The sequence below is a fragment of the Planctomycetota bacterium genome, assembly GCA_035384565.1.
Taxonomy (GTDB): Bacteria; Planctomycetota; PUPC01; order DSUN01; family DSUN01; genus DAOOIT01.
In genome coordinates this window covers 41,379-56,668 of the sequence record DAOOIT010000043.1, presented here as the reverse complement: position 1 = coordinate 56,668, position 15,290 = coordinate 41,379, and the positions used below count along the sequence as shown (strand labels likewise).

Annotated in this window: 21 protein-coding genes; 14 read left to right on the top strand and 7 right to left on the bottom strand. The window is 67.2% G+C overall.

Annotated features, from left to right (window positions below; genetic code table 11):
- Positions 1 to 196: 196 nt before the first annotated feature.
- The 4 genes from PLE19_15980 to PLE19_15965 all read left to right on the top strand — a co-directional run bounded on the left by PLE19_15980 (position 197) and on the right by PLE19_15965 (position 2,822).
- Positions 197 to 367, top strand: a complete 171-nt coding sequence (locus PLE19_15980) for a hypothetical protein (protein ID HPD16453.1) — start codon at positions 197 to 199, stop codon at positions 365 to 367.
- A gap of 3 nt (positions 368 to 370) precedes the next feature.
- The gene (locus tag PLE19_15975) at positions 371 to 1,324 is read left to right on the top strand and encodes a hypothetical protein (protein ID HPD16452.1); all 954 of its coding nucleotides are present in this window, start codon (positions 371 to 373) and stop codon (positions 1,322 to 1,324) included.
- 193 nt (positions 1,325 to 1,517) lie between these two features.
- Entirely contained in the window at positions 1,518 to 2,195 is a 678-nt protein-coding gene (locus tag PLE19_15970; protein HPD16451.1) for a transposase, read from the top strand.
- A 42-nt stretch (positions 2,196 to 2,237) separates the two neighbouring features.
- Positions 2,238 to 2,822 (top strand): hypothetical protein, encoded by a 585-nt coding sequence (locus tag PLE19_15965; GenBank protein HPD16450.1) that lies wholly within the window; start codon positions 2,238 to 2,240, stop codon positions 2,820 to 2,822.
- Positions 2,823 to 3,434: 612 nt separating this feature from the next.
- Here the strand turns inward: PLE19_15965 and PLE19_15960 are convergent.
- Entirely contained in the window at positions 3,435 to 4,748 is a 1,314-nt protein-coding gene (locus PLE19_15960; protein ID HPD16449.1) for a PQQ-binding-like beta-propeller repeat protein, read from the bottom strand.
- Between the two features lie 6 nt (positions 4,749 to 4,754).
- The gene (gene bfr, locus PLE19_15955) at positions 4,755 to 5,222 is read right to left on the bottom strand and encodes a bacterioferritin (protein ID HPD16448.1); all 468 of its coding nucleotides are present in this window, start codon (positions 5,220 to 5,222) and stop codon (positions 4,755 to 4,757) included.
- A 181-nt stretch (positions 5,223 to 5,403) separates the two neighbouring features.
- Between bfr and PLE19_15950 the strand changes: the two genes are divergently transcribed.
- Positions 5,404 to 6,018 (top strand): DUF1080 domain-containing protein, encoded by a 615-nt coding sequence (locus PLE19_15950; GenBank protein HPD16447.1) that lies wholly within the window; start codon positions 5,404 to 5,406, stop codon positions 6,016 to 6,018.
- A gap of 8 nt (positions 6,019 to 6,026) precedes the next feature.
- Here the strand turns inward: PLE19_15950 and PLE19_15945 are convergent, their stop codons facing one another.
- Positions 6,027 to 6,245 (bottom strand): type II toxin-antitoxin system HicA family toxin, encoded by a 219-nt coding sequence (locus PLE19_15945; GenBank protein HPD16446.1) that lies wholly within the window; start codon positions 6,243 to 6,245, stop codon positions 6,027 to 6,029.
- Positions 6,245 to 6,487 (bottom strand): type II toxin-antitoxin system HicB family antitoxin, encoded by a 243-nt coding sequence (locus tag PLE19_15940; GenBank protein HPD16445.1) that lies wholly within the window; start codon positions 6,485 to 6,487, stop codon positions 6,245 to 6,247. Before PLE19_15940 ends, PLE19_15945 begins: the two co-directional genes overlap by 1 nt.
- A 202-nt stretch (positions 6,488 to 6,689) precedes the next feature.
- On the opposite strand from PLE19_15940, the gene PLE19_15935 reads away from it, so the two are divergent.
- Genes PLE19_15935 through PLE19_15920 form a run of 4 tightly spaced genes read left to right on the top strand, consistent with a single transcriptional unit; the run spans position 6,690 to position 10,776 of the window.
- Entirely contained in the window at positions 6,690 to 7,703 is a 1,014-nt protein-coding gene (locus PLE19_15935; protein ID HPD16444.1) for an NAD(P)-dependent oxidoreductase, read from the top strand.
- A gap of 9 nt (positions 7,704 to 7,712) precedes the next feature.
- On the top strand, positions 7,713 to 8,900 hold the full coding sequence (locus PLE19_15930; protein HPD16443.1) for a Gfo/Idh/MocA family oxidoreductase: 1,188 nt from the start codon (positions 7,713 to 7,715) through the stop codon (positions 8,898 to 8,900).
- Complete coding sequence (locus PLE19_15925) at positions 8,897 to 9,652, top strand: hypothetical protein (protein ID HPD16442.1); 756 nt, start codon at positions 8,897 to 8,899, stop codon at positions 9,650 to 9,652. The genes PLE19_15930 and PLE19_15925 overlap by 4 nt, the downstream gene beginning before the upstream one ends.
- A 50-nt stretch (positions 9,653 to 9,702) precedes the next feature.
- Positions 9,703 to 10,776 carry a uroporphyrinogen decarboxylase family protein gene (locus PLE19_15920; GenBank protein HPD16441.1) on the top strand — a complete coding sequence of 358 codons (1,074 nt, stop codon included), beginning with the start codon at positions 9,703 to 9,705 and terminating at the stop codon, positions 10,774 to 10,776.
- A gap of 40 nt (positions 10,777 to 10,816) precedes the next feature.
- Here the strand turns inward: PLE19_15920 and PLE19_15915 are convergent, their stop codons facing one another.
- Both PLE19_15915 and PLE19_15910 read right to left on the bottom strand, forming a co-directional pair.
- A complete protein-coding gene (locus tag PLE19_15915) occupies positions 10,817 to 11,248 on the bottom strand; it encodes a PIN domain-containing protein (protein ID HPD16440.1) in 432 nt (143 codons plus the stop codon).
- Positions 11,245 to 11,514 carry an AbrB/MazE/SpoVT family DNA-binding domain-containing protein gene (locus PLE19_15910; GenBank protein HPD16439.1) on the bottom strand — a complete coding sequence of 90 codons (270 nt, stop codon included), beginning with the start codon at positions 11,512 to 11,514 and terminating at the stop codon, positions 11,245 to 11,247. The genes PLE19_15915 and PLE19_15910 overlap by 4 nt, the downstream gene beginning before the upstream one ends.
- A gap of 83 nt (positions 11,515 to 11,597) precedes the next feature.
- On the opposite strand from PLE19_15910, the gene PLE19_15905 reads away from it, so the two are divergent.
- The 5 genes from PLE19_15905 to PLE19_15885 all read left to right on the top strand — a co-directional run bounded on the left by PLE19_15905 (position 11,598) and on the right by PLE19_15885 (position 14,243).
- Positions 11,598 to 11,813 (top strand): hypothetical protein, encoded by a 216-nt coding sequence (locus PLE19_15905; protein HPD16438.1) that lies wholly within the window; start codon positions 11,598 to 11,600, stop codon positions 11,811 to 11,813.
- 3 nt (positions 11,814 to 11,816) lie between these two features.
- Complete coding sequence (gene hpt, locus PLE19_15900; GenBank protein ID HPD16437.1) at positions 11,817 to 12,344, top strand: hypoxanthine phosphoribosyltransferase; 528 nt, start codon at positions 11,817 to 11,819, stop codon at positions 12,342 to 12,344.
- A gap of 121 nt (positions 12,345 to 12,465) precedes the next feature.
- Positions 12,466 to 12,735, top strand: a complete 270-nt coding sequence (locus tag PLE19_15895) for a type II toxin-antitoxin system prevent-host-death family antitoxin (GenBank protein HPD16436.1) — start codon at positions 12,466 to 12,468, stop codon at positions 12,733 to 12,735.
- On the top strand, positions 12,732 to 13,166 hold the full coding sequence (locus tag PLE19_15890) for a type II toxin-antitoxin system VapC family toxin (protein ID HPD16435.1): 435 nt from the start codon (positions 12,732 to 12,734) through the stop codon (positions 13,164 to 13,166). The genes PLE19_15895 and PLE19_15890 overlap by 4 nt, the downstream gene beginning before the upstream one ends.
- 6 nt (positions 13,167 to 13,172) lie before the next feature.
- Positions 13,173 to 14,243 (top strand): cellulase family glycosylhydrolase, encoded by a 1,071-nt coding sequence (locus tag PLE19_15885; GenBank protein HPD16434.1) that lies wholly within the window; start codon positions 13,173 to 13,175, stop codon positions 14,241 to 14,243.
- A gap of 106 nt (positions 14,244 to 14,349) precedes the next feature.
- On the opposite strand, the gene PLE19_15880 is transcribed toward PLE19_15885, so the two are convergent.
- Positions 14,350 to 15,162, bottom strand: a complete 813-nt coding sequence (locus tag PLE19_15880) for a phosphoribosylformylglycinamidine synthase subunit PurQ (GenBank protein HPD16433.1) — start codon at positions 15,160 to 15,162, stop codon at positions 14,350 to 14,352.
- Positions 15,163 to 15,290: the final 128 nt, after the last annotated feature.

Here is a 15,290-nt window from a genome sequence, read left to right as displayed (position 1 = left end):
GTATTAGTCCGCCCTTTAACTCCCCACTTCGCGCCAAGATTACCTGAGCGCGACATGGCCAGCAGCCGCCGATCCGGACCCAAATGACAATGTGAACCTCTATCGGTATCAGGTCTTCCCTGTCAAGGGACCCATAGATCGATACCAGAAGGCCAAGGGCTGGGACCAGTATTACTACGTGGACACGACTCAAATCGTGAGCGAGGGAGACGTCCAGGCATCTGAGGTGCAACTCGCCGCGCTCGACGCAGGGAAACCGCAGCCCCAGAAACTCGTGCTGGGAAGGCTATACGCGATTCGCGTCCGCGCCGTGGACAACCGCGGCCTCAAGAGCAACTGGTCCCCCTTCTGGGTGTTTAGGAGGTGACCGGTGGTTAGGATTCCGACCCGGAGCGGAGGGAACCGCTCCGGCCTTCTCGCGGTTCCAGCGCGGCGCCGCCTGCTAGCGGCATGCGCAATCATCGCTCTCGCCTTGGCAGTGGCCTGCATCTTTGGCTGCAGTTGCTTGAACAAGATCCGATTCAGGCTCTGGCCGTCAACGGAATTCGAGCACTACGCTGCCTGTCTGCGAAAATCGGGAACGGAATGGGGCCGCAACCCTTCTGAAGAGGACGCCGGCGGGTCCGATCCCTTGGATGCGTCGTACAGGGCGCGGCTGTTGTGTATGAACCCACACTTCACCGCCCCGCTGTTCCTAGAGCGCCTTGCTGACCCTAATGAGAACATCAAAGTGAGGGAGGTGGCGTGCGAAGGGCTGTGTACCTACGAGATGTGGAAACTGGAAGACGGACCCGAATTGAGGAAGCAACGCTTCATAAGAAGCTTCTTTCTCGTCCTTTGGCGGGTTTTCACAGGCAACCAGGAGCCGGCTCGTCTTCGGAGGGGGGTTGATTCCAAACTCCGTGATCTGGCTCTTCGCCGCCGCGCAGTGCTCGCTGGGGATCCCAGTACGGGGAGGGCCACCTGGCTGCGGGCCCTATGCGATACGAGCCGCCCGACACAACACCGAGTCGTGGCGCTCAGCATTCTGGACGCCTTGCGCCAGGACGTCGTTGAAGAGTGCATGGCCCTCTTGCGCGCAGGCGAGACGCCACCATCGCTGAGGGCGGAACTATATGGATACCTTAGGCACTTCTCCGGTCGCCATGGCTTCGGTCTCCCCAAGGAGTTCGAGGACGCATGGTGGAAGAACGACCGCAACACCCAAGAGGCATGGTGGACCGATGGTCGGAACGTTGAGCACGCAAGCCAGATCATCCAAGAGTGGTTTGAGACCCACCAGGATGCCGTGCGCGCCTGGGTCAGAGGTGAGAACACAGAGTGACCCGTTACTTCGCCACGGCGAAGCGCAAGTCAACGGCGACGTGCACCCTGTCGGCTCCGGCCCCTTGGGCGCTATCTGCCAGGACACCGTCCGCTCTACACTCATCCGCCTTGTGGGATAATGGGGACAGTCACCTATTCCTGTTCCTGCGCCGCGGATTGACAGTCGTCCACTCGCGTGGCATGCTATGGCCATGCCACGCATTGCCCGCATTGTCATCCCCGGCCTGGCCCACCACGTGACCCAGCGCGGGAACAACCGCCAGGACGTGTTCTTCACCGATGACGATCGGGCCGCTTACCTGGCCCTCCTGGCCCGGCACGCCCGCGAGTTCGGCCTGCGGGTCCTCGGCTACTGCCTGATGACCAACCACGTCCACCTCGTCGCCGTGCCCGAGGCGGAGGATTCGCTTGCCAGGGCCGTGGGGCGGACGGACTTCGTCTACGCCCAGGCCGTCAACCGCCTGCACGGCCGCTGCGGGCACCTGTGGCAGAACCGCTTCCACTCGTGCCCGCTCGACGAGGCGCACCTGGCGGCGGCGGTGCGCTACGCGGAGCGGAACCCGGTCCGTGCGCGGATGGTGCGGCTGGCGTGGCGCTACCCGTGGTCCAGCGCCGCGGCCCACGTGGGCGAGGCGGGCGACCCCAGCGGCTTGCTCGACCTGGCGGCCTGGCGCGAGCGCTGGAGCGCCGCCGAGTGGCGCGAACTTCTCCGAAGCGACCCTGCGGAGGAGGAGTTGCTCGGCTTGCGCTTCCGCACGCGGCGGGGCCGCCCGCTGGGTTCGGACGCCTTTCTGGGCAGGCTCGAGGCCGCGCTGGGCCGGCGGTTGCGAGCCTTGCCGGTCGGGAGGCCGCGCGCCAACTTAAAATAGGTGACTGTCCCTATTTGGCTACTATTTGGCTAGGAGACTCCTGTGGCAGACGTTCCGTGGTACAAGAGCGGGATTATCGACTTGCGCGAGCACTGCAAAGGGAGCGGGCGCTGTGCCCCATGGCTCCGCAGCCTCTCCGAGTCTTGGCACCCGAGGTTGTTCGAGGACATTCGGCCACACGCCTGCGATGATATCCCGCTCGAAGAATTGATGACCGCCGCGACTGCCATGGGCGTGCTTGAACGCGCCGTCCGCAGCGCGAGGCCATGGGTCGACGATAGGACGTTTGCGGCCGTAGCAGAGGCATGGCTGCTGTGTAGCATGTACCTCTGCCTCGTGTACCCGCGGGAAACGGTGCTTGGGCGTCTTGCAGGCATCCTGCCGGCTGATTCGACGGAGGGCGGACTCTGTGCCGAGCTCAATCGGAAAGACGCTCCGTACAGGCACATTCGCAATGCCCTTGCGCATGGGAACTTCCGCATTCTCTACGACCCACAACGGGAAGTCGAGTTCCACGACCACGAGTGGACAGGGCGCATTCTTTGGCTGGAGGCCCACCTGCTGTGCTTACTCGTCCTTGACATACTAATGTCTGCATGGGCATGCGTGCAGAAGGCTCCATTCTAACTCGAAGCCGATCCTCAGCTTCACGCCAGTCACACCATTCGCCATTCTTGCCTGGCGCCGCATGGCCGCATGGCATGCCGCACCGCATGCTTCAGTGTTCCGGGGCCTTCCGCAGAGACTCTGGCAGCGATAGGGTCTCCGTGGGGTCATTCCGAGCGGAGCGCAGCGAAGTCGAGGAATCTCTCTGGTCCTGACGCCTGAGATAAGTGGCTCGACTTCGCTCGGCATGACAGAGCCCATTGCTGGTTGCACAGGTGCCCATGGCAATGCGACTCGGGGGGCCTGTGCCCCTCCAGGGGCACCGGGGCAGCGGCTTGCTTCTGGACGCTGGAGCGTCCGGAGGGCGTCCCTGCAAATCGGTGACTGTCCCTAGTTTCCCAAATCGGTGACTGTCCCTAGTTTCCGGAGCGTCCGTGCAAATCGGTGACTGTCCCTAGTTTCCTAGTGTCCCAGTTTCCATGCCCCCCGCGCGAAGTGGGCGACTCTGGCGACTCTGTGCGACTCTGAGCCGGAACGAGGCGAATCGCCGATTCTCGAGTTGGAGACACTACGGACTCTGTGCGAGACTTGGCCGGAAGGCCGAGAATCGGCAATTGGGGAGAGACGTCTGCCTCAGGGCTTCCTGCCGCCGAGGGAGAAGAGCTGGGTGCGGGTGCGGAGGTACAGGACGCCGTTGGCGACGGCGGGCGTGGCGAAGCTGGGCTCGCCGAGCGGCACGCGGGCGAGCAGCTCGAACTTGTCGCCCGCGGCGACGACGAACACGTCGCCGGCCTTCGAGATGCAGTAGAGGCGGCCGTCCACCCACACGGGCGAGCCGTAGAAGGCGCCGGGCACCTTGTCGCGCCAGACCTGCTCGCCCGTCTCGACGTTGTGACAGGCGACCGTGCCGTTGTCGTGCCAGAGGAAGATGCGGTCGCCCTTGACGACGGGCGTGGGGACGAGGGGCACGGGGCCTTTGAGCTGCCAGGCGAGGGTTGGCTCGATGCCCTTCGCGGGCCGGCCCGCGCGCACGGCGACCATGAGGGCGCCCGACGTGCCCGCCCCGTAGCTGGCGATGGCCAGGGGCAAGGCGTCGGCGCTGGCGGGCGCGGCGATGACGGGCGAGGCCACGCAGCGGTCTTTGAACACGTTGCCGAACTCCCAGGCGGGCTTGCCCGTGGCGAGGTCGAGGGCCGAGATGCCGTGGGCGTTGCTCGACAGCACAAGTTCGGGGCGTCCGTCGGGCGAGGGGGCGATGCAGGGGGTGGAGTAGGGGGAGATCTTGGTCGTGCGCTCGGTCTGCCAGCGGGTTTCGCCCGTCTTGCGGTCGAGGGCGACGACGAAGCTCTTGCCGGCCGGGGTGGTGGGGTTGGGGCCGTACATGCTGGGGATGAGCTTGGGGTCCTCCTGCTCGTTGGCGAGGATGACGAGGTCGCCGGCGATGATGGGCGATACGCCGGTGCCGTGGTTGCCCACCCAGGGGCCGAGGCCGCGGCGCCAGGCGTCCTTGCCCTCGTTGTCGAAGGCGGCGAGGGCCACTTCGTCGGGCGTGGAGAGCGATACGACCACGCCGTCGGCGTCGGCGGCGGGGCTGGCCGAGGCGTAAGCGTTGTCGCCGTGCTGGCGGTAGGGTTTTCCTGCGAAGTCGCGCTGCCAGAGGGTCTTGCCCGTGGCGGCCTCGAGGCAGAGGAGAATCCGCGTGGCCGTCTTGGCGTCGCCGCAGGTGACGAAGAGGCGGTTGGCCCACACGACAGGCGACGAGTGGCCAGTGCCGGGGAGCGTGACCTTCCAGTTATAGTCCTGGTCGGTCCACGTGGCGGGGATGGTCTTGGCGTCGCTGATGCCCGTGCCGTTCGGGCCGCGGAAGCGGGGCCAGTCGTCCGGCCCCGCTTCCGCCCCGAGGGTGTAGAGCCCGAGTGCGGCGATTGCCGGCAGCAGGCGTCTCACGACATTTCAGCCGACCTGGGTGGTCAGGAAGATGGGAAGGGTCATCTGCTCGATCTGGTCGAGGCGCTCCTCGATCTCGTCAATGTGGCGGTCCTCGTCGTTGAGGATGCCGTCGAGCATCTCCTTGGTTGCGTTGTCGCGGACCTCGGCGCAGAGGGCGATGGCCTCGTTGTAGGACTTGACGGCGCCCATCTCGGCGCCCTTGTCGTTGGCGAGCATCTTGGGCACTTCGGCGCCGATGTGCATCTCGTTGAGCTGGCTGACGACCGGCTTGCCTTCGAGGAACAGGATGCGGCCGATCAGCTTCTCGGCGTGCTTCATCTCGTCAATCGCGCGCTTCTGGAAGTGCCCGCCGAGCTTCCCATAGCCCCAGTTCTCCGCCATCTCGGCGTGGACCATGTACTGGCTGATCGCCGTCAGCTCGTCGGCCAGCAGCTTGTTGAGCCACTCCAAGACCTTTGCGTTGCCCTTCATCGCATCCTCCTTACAGGAACCCGGTGGGATTACGCTGACGCTTGATCGGGTATTCTACAGGGATGCGCGGCGCGAGTCAACGTCAGAACGGCCTTGCGGCTCCCCGGCTTGCGGGCAGGGGCCTCGGCGAGTATACTCTTGGCGTTCGTGGCGACCGACCCCAACCCTCGGAGTGACGGCGATGAAGTGGATGGGCGTGCTGGCGGGCGTGCTGGTGCTGGTGAGCGGGGCCTTTGCGGGCGAGGAGGACGGCTGGATCAGCCTCTTCGACGGCAAGAGCCTCGACGGCTGGAAGGCGAGCGAGAAGGCCAGCTCGTTCAGCGTCCGCGACGGGATGATCTGCGTGGAGGACGGGCGCAGCCACCTCTACTACGACGGCGATGTGCAGAAGCACAACTTCAAGAACTTCGAGCTGAAGCTCGACATCATGACCAAACCGGGCGCCAACTCGGGCGTCTACTTCCACACCGAGTTCCAGCCCAACGGCTGGCCCAGCAAGGGCTTCGAGTGCCAGGTGAACCAGACCCACGGCGACCCGAAGAAGACGGGCAGCCTGTACAACATCAAGAACGTGATGAACGTCTCGCCCGTGAAGGACGACGAGTGGTGGACCTATCACATCATCGTCAAGGGGATGCAGGTCGTCATCAAGGTCAACGACCAGGTGGTGAACGAGTACACCTTCCCCGACGACGCGCCGCGCAAGCCGTCGAGCGGCACCTTCTGCCTCCAGGCCCACGACCCGAAGAGCAAGACCTACTACAAGAACATCCGCGTCAAGCCGCTGGCCGATTGAGCCCCGGCTCAGAGCTTCTCCCACACGGCCCTGTCTATCCCCGCCTGGCGCAGAACCCTCGCCAGGAGTCCCACACCAATGTCTCCCTGGTGTGGGTTGGGGATGAATAGGGTGAGCTCGCCTTTGGCCATGAACTGGTGCCTGCCGCCCGAGTAGGGGCCGTCGAACCCGAGCTGTCGCAAGAAGCGGATGAGGTCCCGCCGCTTGACCGGCCCGAGGGGAGGCATCAGGCTACGTCCTTGATCGCCAACTCGATGCCGTCAATCACGGGCAGGGGGAGGTTCTTGTGGACTCGGAAAAGGACCCATTCCTCGATGACCTCGCGCAACTGCTCGCGGCAGCCCTCGAGGGTTGCCGCACAGGCGTAGGCCCCCTGGCACTCGGGGATCTCGCCGTAGTAGGTGCCGTCGTCAGGGAGAATCTCGTACTTCGCGTGGCGAAGCGCGGCCTGCACGTATTCGAGCAGCATACCCGATGCCTCCATCGCCTCCTGGGCGCACACTTCATTATACACCGCGGGCCGGGCATTTCAATGGCGGATCGTGGCGCCGCGGAAGGTGGTGGCCGCTCTGCCGCTGTATCCGCGGGCCGGGCTTGACGCGACGGCGGCTTTCGCCTATCCTGCGGGCAGGACGTGACGGATCGGTTTCCTCCGCCTTGGAGAATCTGCGATGGCCCGACGCCAGAAGTGCCGCCTGCTGGTGAACCTGCCCCCCGGCTTCTTCCAGTGCCCGCAGCTCAAGGGCGTGTTCGCCCGATTGCGCAGGCTGGCCACCCTGCGCCAGCGCTCGCACAATCAGGCCGAGGAGATCGCGCGCGACCTGGCCTGGGCCGACGCGGTGATCATGTGGGGCTGGCCCACGCTCACGCCCGAGCTGCTGGCCCGGGCGCCCCGCCTGCGATTCGCCGGCCACCTGAACCTGAATCAGGCCGGGGCGCGGGCCGAGCTGGAGCACGGCCTCGCCGTCTCCGAGGCGCGCCGCGGCTGGTCGCCCGCCGTGGCCGAGATGGCCCTCGCCCTCACGCTCTCGGGCCTCCGCAGGCTCAGCGACTACCACGCGGCCATGCGAGCCGGCACCGAGCACTGGGTGAGCAACTTCCCGCTCGACATTGACCCGACCGAGCGCCAGCTCACGGGGCGCGCCGTCGGTATCGTGGGCTTCGGCGGCATCGGCCAGCGCCTGGCCGAGCTGCTCGCGCCCTTCCACGTCGCACTGCGAACCTACGACCCCTTCCTGCCGAAAGCGGTGGCAAAGCGCTTCGGCGCCAGGCTCGTCGGCCTGATGGAACTGTGCCGCGAGTCCGAGATCGTCGTGCTGTGCGCCGCCAACAACGCCGGCACGCACCATCTGCTGGGGAAGAAGGAGATTGCGGCTCTCCAGAGGAATGCCTTGCTCGTGAATGTCGGCCGCGCCTGGCTCGTGGACATGCAGGCCCTCGAGCAGCGGCTGCGCAAGGGCGATCTCTTCGCGGCGCTCGACGTCTTCGAAAAGGAGCCGCTGGAGAAGGACTCGCCGCTGCGGACCCTGCCCAACGCCTGGCTCACGCCGCATCGCGCGGGCGCCCCGATGGAGTCGGTTGTGCGCATCGTGACGATGCTGGTGGACGACTTCGAGGCGTTCCTGCGCGGCCGGCCGCGCCAGCACGCCCTCACGCTCGACATGCTGCACTGCCTGCATGGCTAGGAAGCCGCAATGAACCGGCGCACGTTCGTGATGGGCGCGGCGGCCCTGTCCGTGGCCGCGACGCGGCGGAGTCTCGCGGCCGAAGCGCCGAAGGCGACGTACCGCGTCGGCGTCATCGGCCACACGGGCCGAGGCAACTATGGGCACGGCCTCGACACCGTGTGGCGCGAGGTGCCGGGCACGCAGGTGGTGGCCGTGGCCGATGCCGATGAGAAGGGCCTGGCCGCGGCGGTCAAGCGCCTGAACGCGCCGAAAGGCTACGCCGATTACCGCGAGCTGCTCGACAGGGAGAAGCCCGACCTCGTGAGCATCGGCCCCCGCTGGCTTGACCAGCACCGCGACATGGTCGTGGCCGCCGCCGAACGCGGCGTGCGGGGCATCTACCTCGAGAAGCCGCTGTGCCGCACGCTGGCCGAGGCCGACGAGATGGCCGCCGCCTGCGAAAGGCACGGCGCGAAACTCGCCGTCGCCCACCAGACCCGCTACAGCCCGCGGCTGCCCGTCGTCCGCGAACTCCTCCGCTCGGGCGCGCTCGGCCAGGTGCTCGAGCTCCGCGGCCGCGGCAAAGAGGACGCTCGGGGGGGAGGGGAGGACCTGTGGGTCCTCGGCAGCCACGTGCTCGACCTCATCCTCGTGCTCGGCGGCGAACCGAAATCGTGCTTCGCCACCGTGCTCCAGGGCGGCCGCCCGATCAGCAAGGCGGACGTGAAGGACGGCGCCGAAGGCATCGGCCCGCTCGCCGGCGACGAGGTGCATGCCACCTACCGCCTGGCCAGCGGCGCCACGGCCACGTTCGACTCCGTGCGCAAGGCGGGCGGCGAGCCCACCCGGTTCGGCGTGCAGGTGTTCGGCTCGAAGGGCATCCTCGAGCTCTATCCGGGCTACCCCGGCGACGTGTATCTCCTGCCCGACCCGTCCTGGTCGCCGGGCCGCACGGGCAAGAAGTGGCTGCCCGTCACGTCGGCCGGCGTAGACAAGCCCGAGCCGCTCCAGGGCGGGGGCCTGGACGCCGGCAACGTGGCGGCGGTCAAAGACCTCCTCGCGGCCGTCGAGGGCGACCGCCAGCCCGAATGCCACCTCGCCGAGGTGCGAACCGCCACCGAGATGATCGTCGCCGTCTTCGAGTCCCATCGCCTCGGCCGGCCCGTCGCCTTCCCGCTTCAGAACCGTCAGAATCCGTTGACCATGCTGCCATGAAGCCAGCCATCGCCCTCATCGTCTCCCTGGCCGCACTCGGGGCCGAGCCCGAGGCGCCGAACCTCGACCTCGCCGGCGCCTGGGCCGACGGCGCGGGCGCGATTCTCTTCTTCCAGCGCGAGGGCAAGGGCTACGTAGGCACCCTGCTTGGCGCCGAGGAGCGACGCGAGACGATCCGCGTCGAGCGCACCGGGCCGGGCGTCTACAAGGGCAGCGTCGAGATGCGCCGCGAGGACAACGGCAAGGCCGAAGCCGCCGGCGAGATCGAGATCACGGTCCAGGGCGACACTTTCACCAGCGTGCGAGCGGCCGAGAAGGGCAAGACGACCTCTGTCGCCCGGCGGCTGACGAGCGAAGGCGAACGGCGCCCGCCCAAGGCCAAGGCCGAAGACCCCGGCGACATCGGCGGCGTGTGGCGCGCGGCGAACGGCGACACGACCCGCTACGAGCGCAAGGACGACCGCTACCTCGGCCGCGTGGTGGCCCTTGCTCCCGACAGGAAGCTCTACGGCTTCCGCATCGGCGAGGAGAACGTGCGCCTGCGCCGCGTCAGCGGCGGGTACTACGTCGGCAAAGTCCTCGTCAAGAGCGAGGGCGGCGTGGACGCCTGGTGGGACGACATCGAGGTGACCGTGGCCGGCGACGAGCTGAAGTACCGCCACTACCTCAAGGCCGGCGGCTCGGCCCGCGGCGCCGCCCGGCGCCTGCCCGGCCCCGTCGAAGAGCCCGAGCCAGAGCGCGTCACCCCTTGACGCGTCCCTCCCCGTCGCGTATGCTCCTGCCATCCGAAAGGAGACTCCGCATGGCTGAGCCAATGACCTCCCGCGAGCGCTTCCAGCGCATGTTCGACCACCGCGAGGCCGACCGCGTGCCCATCATTGACGGGCCGTGGGGCGCCACCATCGAACGCTGGCAAGCCGAGGGCATGCCCAAAGGCACGTCCTACGTGGACTTCTTCGGCCTCGACAAGACCGTGGGCATCGGCGTGGACAACAGCCCCCGCTTCCCCCGCAAGACGCTCGAGGAGACCGACACCTACTCGGTCTACACCACCAACTGGGGCGCCACCCAGCGCACCTGGAAGCACGCCGCCTCGACCCCCGAGTTCCTCGCCCACACGGTGGTGGACGCCGACTCGTGGCGCAAGGCCAAGGAGCGCATGCTGCCCACCCTCGACCGCGTGAACTGGGACCACCTGCGAGAGCATTACCCCCTCTGGGAGCGGCAAGGCTACTGGATCGAGGCCGGCTTCTGGTTCGGCTTCGACGTCACCCACTCCTGGTTCGTCGGCACCGAGCGCGTGCTCATGGCCCTCGCCACCGACCCCGAGTGGGTGGTGGACATCTTTCACACGATGCTGGACCTCGACCTCGCGCTGTTCCAGAAGGTGTGGGACGAGGGCTACCGCTTCCACGCCATCCGCTGGCCCGACGACATGGGCTACAAGGGCCACCAGTTCTTCTCGCCGAAGATGTACCGCGAACTGGTCAAGCCCGTGCACCGCCGCGCCATCGAGTGGGCGCACGCCAAAGGCATCCCCGCCATCCTCCACTCGTGCGGCGACGTGAATCCCTTCCTGCCCGACTTCATCGAGATGGGCCTCGACGGCCTGAACCCCCTCGAGGTGAAGGCGGGCATGGACCCCCTCGCCATCAAGAAGCAGTATGGCGACAAGCTGCTGCTCCACGGCGGCGTGAACGCGGTGTTGTGGGACGACTTCGACGCCATCGCGGCCGAGATGCGCCGTGTGGTGCCCGTGCTCAAGCAGGGCGGCGGCTACATCTTCTCCAGCGACCACTCGGTGCCGTCATCCGTCAGCCTCGAGAACTTCCGCCGCATCGTCGAACTGGCGAAGGAACTGGGGGCGTATGAGTGAGAGGGCGAGGGCGGGAGAACACGGGCGTGAGCGGCTGGCCTCACGGCGCGAGGATGCGGTCGTGGCCCTCGGGCCAGACGCGCTGGAAGTGCCTCACGTTGAACGTGACCAGCCCGTCCACATTGAGTCTTGCCGCCACGGTGGCGATGAGGGCGTCGTAGACGATCCCGCCGGCCAGCCCCCTCTGAGCCACACGCTGCATGGTCCGCTGGTAGTCCGCCGCCGTGATGGGAACGACGCGCGCCTGCGCCGCAGTGTCGCGGATCAGCTCCCACGCCAGATGTGGCTGGACCCTGGGAGTGATGGGCAGGTTCGTCAGCCCAGAATACGTCTCGGCCAGAGCGTGAGCGGTCACGAACACTGTGATCTCGCCGGCGCCCATCCTGTCCAGCCAGGGCTGTGCGCGAGCGTGATGAGGATGGATCTCAACGAGGCCGGCGACAAGAACCGAGGAGTCGAAGAGATAGTTCACGGCTCGTCCAGGCCCCAGACCATCCGGTCGCGCTCTTCACGCACCTTGCGGATGATATCCGTCATGTCTCCGGTGGCTCTGCCCCCGGCGAACACCAGAACGTGGCCCTTACGCTTCAGGCGTGGCGAATGGTCAGTAGGCCGCAACGTAACCGTGTCCCCGTTCTTCTCCACAGCGAGTTCTGTGCCGGCGTCAAGGCCGAGGTCATCGCGGATCGGCTTTGGGATGACCACGCGGCCGAAATGGTCCACCTTGGTGGTTGCCATGGTGTCATCTCCTTGTCTGCTGCCATTCTACAGCGCCAATTGGCAAGAGTCAATGCCAATCACGGCCCAAAGGAGGCAAGGCCGTGCGCGGGCATGAGTTGTTCGCCCCCATCTCGACGCGCACGCCCTTTGCGAAGCTGCTCCTCAGGGAAGCAGCCCTCTGCGACGCCACAGGCCCCACGCGGCGCGATGCCCTGGCTCGCCACCCCTTCGCCCTGTTTGACGAGCGCAAACGCGGGGCTGGGCCGTTCCGGGGCGTCCCCGATCGCGTGGCCCTCATCGCCAGGAGGTTCCCGTAGCCGATGAGCCCTGGCGAAGTGCTGTTCACGGCCGACCAGATCGCCCGCCGCGTGGCCGAGTTGGCCGCCGACATCCGCCGCGACGGCCCCGACGGGCCGCTCACCGTGCTCGCCATCCTGCACGGCGCCGCCGTCTTCGTGAACGACCTGCTGAGGCACCTCGATGGCGAGACGACTATGGAACTCATCGAGGCGTCGAGCTACGGCGACGGCACCATGTCGAGCGGCCGGGTCGTGATGAACGGCTTCGAGCCGCTCGACCTGAAGGGCCGCGACGTGCTGATCGTGGACGACATTGCGGACACGGGCCGCACCCTGGCCGCGGTGCGGGGGGCCGTCGAGGCGGCGGGGCCGCGGTCCGTGCGCACCTGCGTGCTCCTCGACAAGCCCAGCCGGCGGCGGGTCGAGGTGGCGATTGACTACTGCGGCTTCGAGGTGCCCGACGTGTTCGTCGTGGGCTACGGCCTCGACCACGCAGGCCGCTACCGTGACCTGCCGCACATCGCGCGGCTCGGCGAACAGGGCGGCTGAGGGGCGCTTCACGGACCGGTTCGCCTGATCCGCCTGAACTGCCCGGTCCCCCCCAGATGCTTGCATTGTAGCCACAAGCACGGCACAATGTAGGTACAAGCCCACTGTGGAGGTGACCCCAATGGTGAGGGCATGGCTGCGAGAGTTCAAGAACAGGCTCGGTTACTACGCGCGCAAGGTGCGCGAGGGCGAGGACGTGGAACTGACGGATCGCGGTCGCCCGTTCGCCCGTGTCGTTCCGTCCGCGGAGGCAGAACTCCGCAGGAAGCTCGAGCCGCTGATCAAGAGAGGGCTTGTGAGCTGGAGCGGCGGGAAGCCCAAGGGGCTGGAACACCCGATCCCGGTCGGAGGCAAGCCTGCATCCGAGATCATCGTCGAGGATCGCGAGTGACTCTCCACCTCGATAGCAGCGATATGGTCAAGCTCTTCCTCCAGGAGTCCGACAGCGCAGCGACGAAGCGGCTGGCGGGGGCCGCTGATGAGCTGGCCAGTTCCCGCATTGCCTATGCCGGGGTCCGCAGCGCGTTCGCGCGGAAGCAGCGCGACGGCTACCTTTCCCCGGAGGACCACCGCAAAGCCAATTCCAGTTTGGCCATTGCGTGGAAGGACTACATTGTCGTCGAGGTCACACAACGAATCGTAGAACTCGCGGGAGACCTCTGTGGTACCCACAGCCTTCGCGGCATGGATGCGATACACTTGGCCTCCGCGAAGCTCTTGGCCCAGGAGTCCGGGGTGACCGTCCGAATCTCGACCTCGGACCCGCGCCTCCGTGAGGCGGCGGTGGCCGAGGGACTTGCCAAGGCTAGCCCCCAGGAGTGACACGAGATGGTGACCTGTGTGCTCTCCTGCCCGCTCGCCGTCCTGGCGGTTGCGGCGGTGGCGACGGGAGAGGCCCCAAGGCGATGGAGCGCCGAGCAGGCGAATGCCTGGCATGCCCGGCAACCGTGGCTCGTCGGCTGCAACTACGTGCCCAGCAACGCCGTCAACACCACCGAAATGTGGCAGGCCGAGACCTTCGACGCCGCCCTGATTGACCGCGAGCTGGCGCTGGCCCAGGGCCTCGGCTTCAACTCCACCCGCGTCTTCGTGCAATACCTCGTCTGGCAGCGCGACCCCGAGGGCACGCTGAAGCGGCTCGACCAGTTCGTCGGCATCGCCGCCAAGCGCGGCCTCTCGACCATGCCCGTGCTCTTCGACGACTGCGCCTTTGCGAACAAGCAGCCCTATCTCGGCAAGCAGGACGACCCGGTGCCAGGCGTCCACAACTCCGGTTGGACCCCCAGCCCCGGCCACGAGCGCGTAGCCGACGAGAAGGCCTGGCCCGACCTGGAGCGGTACGTGGCCGATATCGTCGGGCACTTCGCCCGCGACGAGCGGATCGTCGTGTGGGACCTCTACAATGAGCCTGGCAACTCGGGCATGGGCGGCAAGAGCCTGCCGCTGGTGCGCGCGTGCTTCGCCTGGGCGCGGAAGGCCAAGCCCACCCAGCCCCTCACCATCGGCGTGTGGAACGGCGGCCTCCGGGACTACAACGCCGCGCAGGTCGAGCTCTCCGACGTCGCGAGCTTCCACAGCTACGGCAACCTGGACGCCGTGAAGGGCCTGGTGGCGGGGCTGAAGGCCCACGGGCGGCCCCTCCTGTGCACCGAGTGGCTGGCGCGCAGCATGGGCAGCCTGCCGAAGTCCCATCTGCCCTTCTTCCAGCACGAGAAGATCGCCTGCTACAATTGGGGCCTGGTGAACGGCAAGACCCAGACGCATCTGCCCTGGGGCTCGAAGAAGGGCGACCCCGACCCGCCGGTGTGGCACCACGACCTCTTCCGCCGCGACGGCACGCCGTACGACCCGCAGGAAACGGCGTTCCTGCGCGCCTTCCTCCGCCCTGCCACGCCCTGACGCGACAGCAGGCCGAATGCCCGGGCCCCTCACCCGAGCCCTGCCCGAGCGCGCCCCCTTCTCTGGGGAGCGGCACTTGGCCCCGGCCCCGGGCGGAGCCGGCGGCTCAGAGCAGCGTCGCTCGGGCGAAGGCGACCGCGTTGCGGAAGACGGCCACGCCCTGGCCCTCGGCGGGCAGGGCGCCGGCGATCGCATGCCGCATCCAGTGCGGGTGATTCCACGGGAACAGGTGCGCCTCGGGGTGCGGCATGAGGCCGAAGATGCGGCCGCTCGGGTCGCACAGGCCGGCAATGGCGGCGACCGAGCCGTTGGGGTTGTGCGGGAAGCGCACGGTGGGCTCGCCGGTCTCGGGGTCGGCGTAGCGGCAGACCACGAGGCGCTCGCGCTCGATGCGCTCGAGCACCTTGTCGTCGAGTGGCACGAACTTGCCTTCGCCGTGGCGCACGGGCACCTCCAGCCGCTCGAGGCCGCGGGTGAAGACGCACGGCGAGTCGGGCTCGATGCGCAGCCGCACCCAGGCGTCGCGGAACACCCCGCAGTCGTTGTGCGTCAGGGTCACCGTCTGGCGGCGATAGTCGCCGTCGAAGCCGGGCAGGATGCCGAGCTTGGCGATGGTCTGGAAGCCGTTGCAGATGCCGATGATGAGCTTGCCGTCGGCGATGAAGCGCTGGAGCGGTTCGTCGAGGCGGTGCTTGAGGCGGTTGGCCAGCACGCGCCCGCTGGCGATGTGGTCGCCGAACGAGAAGCCGCCGATGACGGCCAGGATGTGGAACTCCTCGAGCGAGCGACGGCCGTCGAGCAGGTCGTTGAGGTGCACCCGCTCGGGCATCGCGCCGGCCAGGCGGAAGGCGTGGGCGGTCTCGGCCTCGCAGTTGAGGCCGAAGCCGGTGATGATCAAGGCTCTCACGTCACTTGGCATATCTGACCGTTCCCTGTGCCATCGCAGGCCCCGTGGTTACCCGGGAGAGGATGAATGGATGGGTGGATGGTTGGATGGTTGGATGGATGAAGAGCACCCCTGCTCTTCTCCTGCATTCATCCATTCAT

Bases quoted from the DNA above. Each gene is read 5' to 3' on its own strand.
- PLE19_15970 (HPD16451.1), top strand. From the start codon at position 1,518: ATGCCACGCATTGCCCGCATTGTCATCCCCGGCCTGGCCCACCACGTG.
- bfr (HPD16448.1), bottom strand. From the start codon at position 5,222: ATGAAGGGCAACGCAAAGGTCTTGGAGTGGCTCAACAAGCTGCTGGCC.
- PLE19_15950 (HPD16447.1), top strand. From the start codon at position 5,404: ATGAAGTGGATGGGCGTGCTGGCGGGCGTGCTGGTGCTGGTGAGCGGG.
- PLE19_15945 (HPD16446.1), bottom strand. From the start codon at position 6,245: ATGCCTCCCCTCGGGCCGGTCAAGCGGCGGGACCTCATCCGCTTCTTG.
- PLE19_15940 (HPD16445.1), bottom strand. From the start codon at position 6,487: ATGCTGCTCGAATACGTGCAGGCCGCGCTTCGCCACGCGAAGTACGAG.
- PLE19_15935 (HPD16444.1), top strand. From the start codon at position 6,690: ATGGCCCGACGCCAGAAGTGCCGCCTGCTGGTGAACCTGCCCCCCGGC.
- PLE19_15930 (HPD16443.1), top strand. From the start codon at position 7,713: ATGAACCGGCGCACGTTCGTGATGGGCGCGGCGGCCCTGTCCGTGGCC.
- PLE19_15925 (HPD16442.1), top strand. From the start codon at position 8,897: ATGAAGCCAGCCATCGCCCTCATCGTCTCCCTGGCCGCACTCGGGGCC.
- PLE19_15920 (HPD16441.1), top strand. From the start codon at position 9,703: ATGGCTGAGCCAATGACCTCCCGCGAGCGCTTCCAGCGCATGTTCGAC.
- PLE19_15910 (HPD16439.1), bottom strand. From the start codon at position 11,514: ATGGCAACCACCAAGGTGGACCATTTCGGCCGCGTGGTCATCCCAAAG.
- hpt (HPD16437.1), top strand. From the start codon at position 11,817: ATGAGCCCTGGCGAAGTGCTGTTCACGGCCGACCAGATCGCCCGCCGC.
- PLE19_15895 (HPD16436.1), top strand. From the start codon at position 12,466: ATGGTGAGGGCATGGCTGCGAGAGTTCAAGAACAGGCTCGGTTACTAC.
- PLE19_15885 (HPD16434.1), top strand. From the start codon at position 13,173: ATGGTGACCTGTGTGCTCTCCTGCCCGCTCGCCGTCCTGGCGGTTGCG.
- PLE19_15880 (HPD16433.1), bottom strand. From the start codon at position 15,162: ATGCCAAGTGACGTGAGAGCCTTGATCATCACCGGCTTCGGCCTCAAC.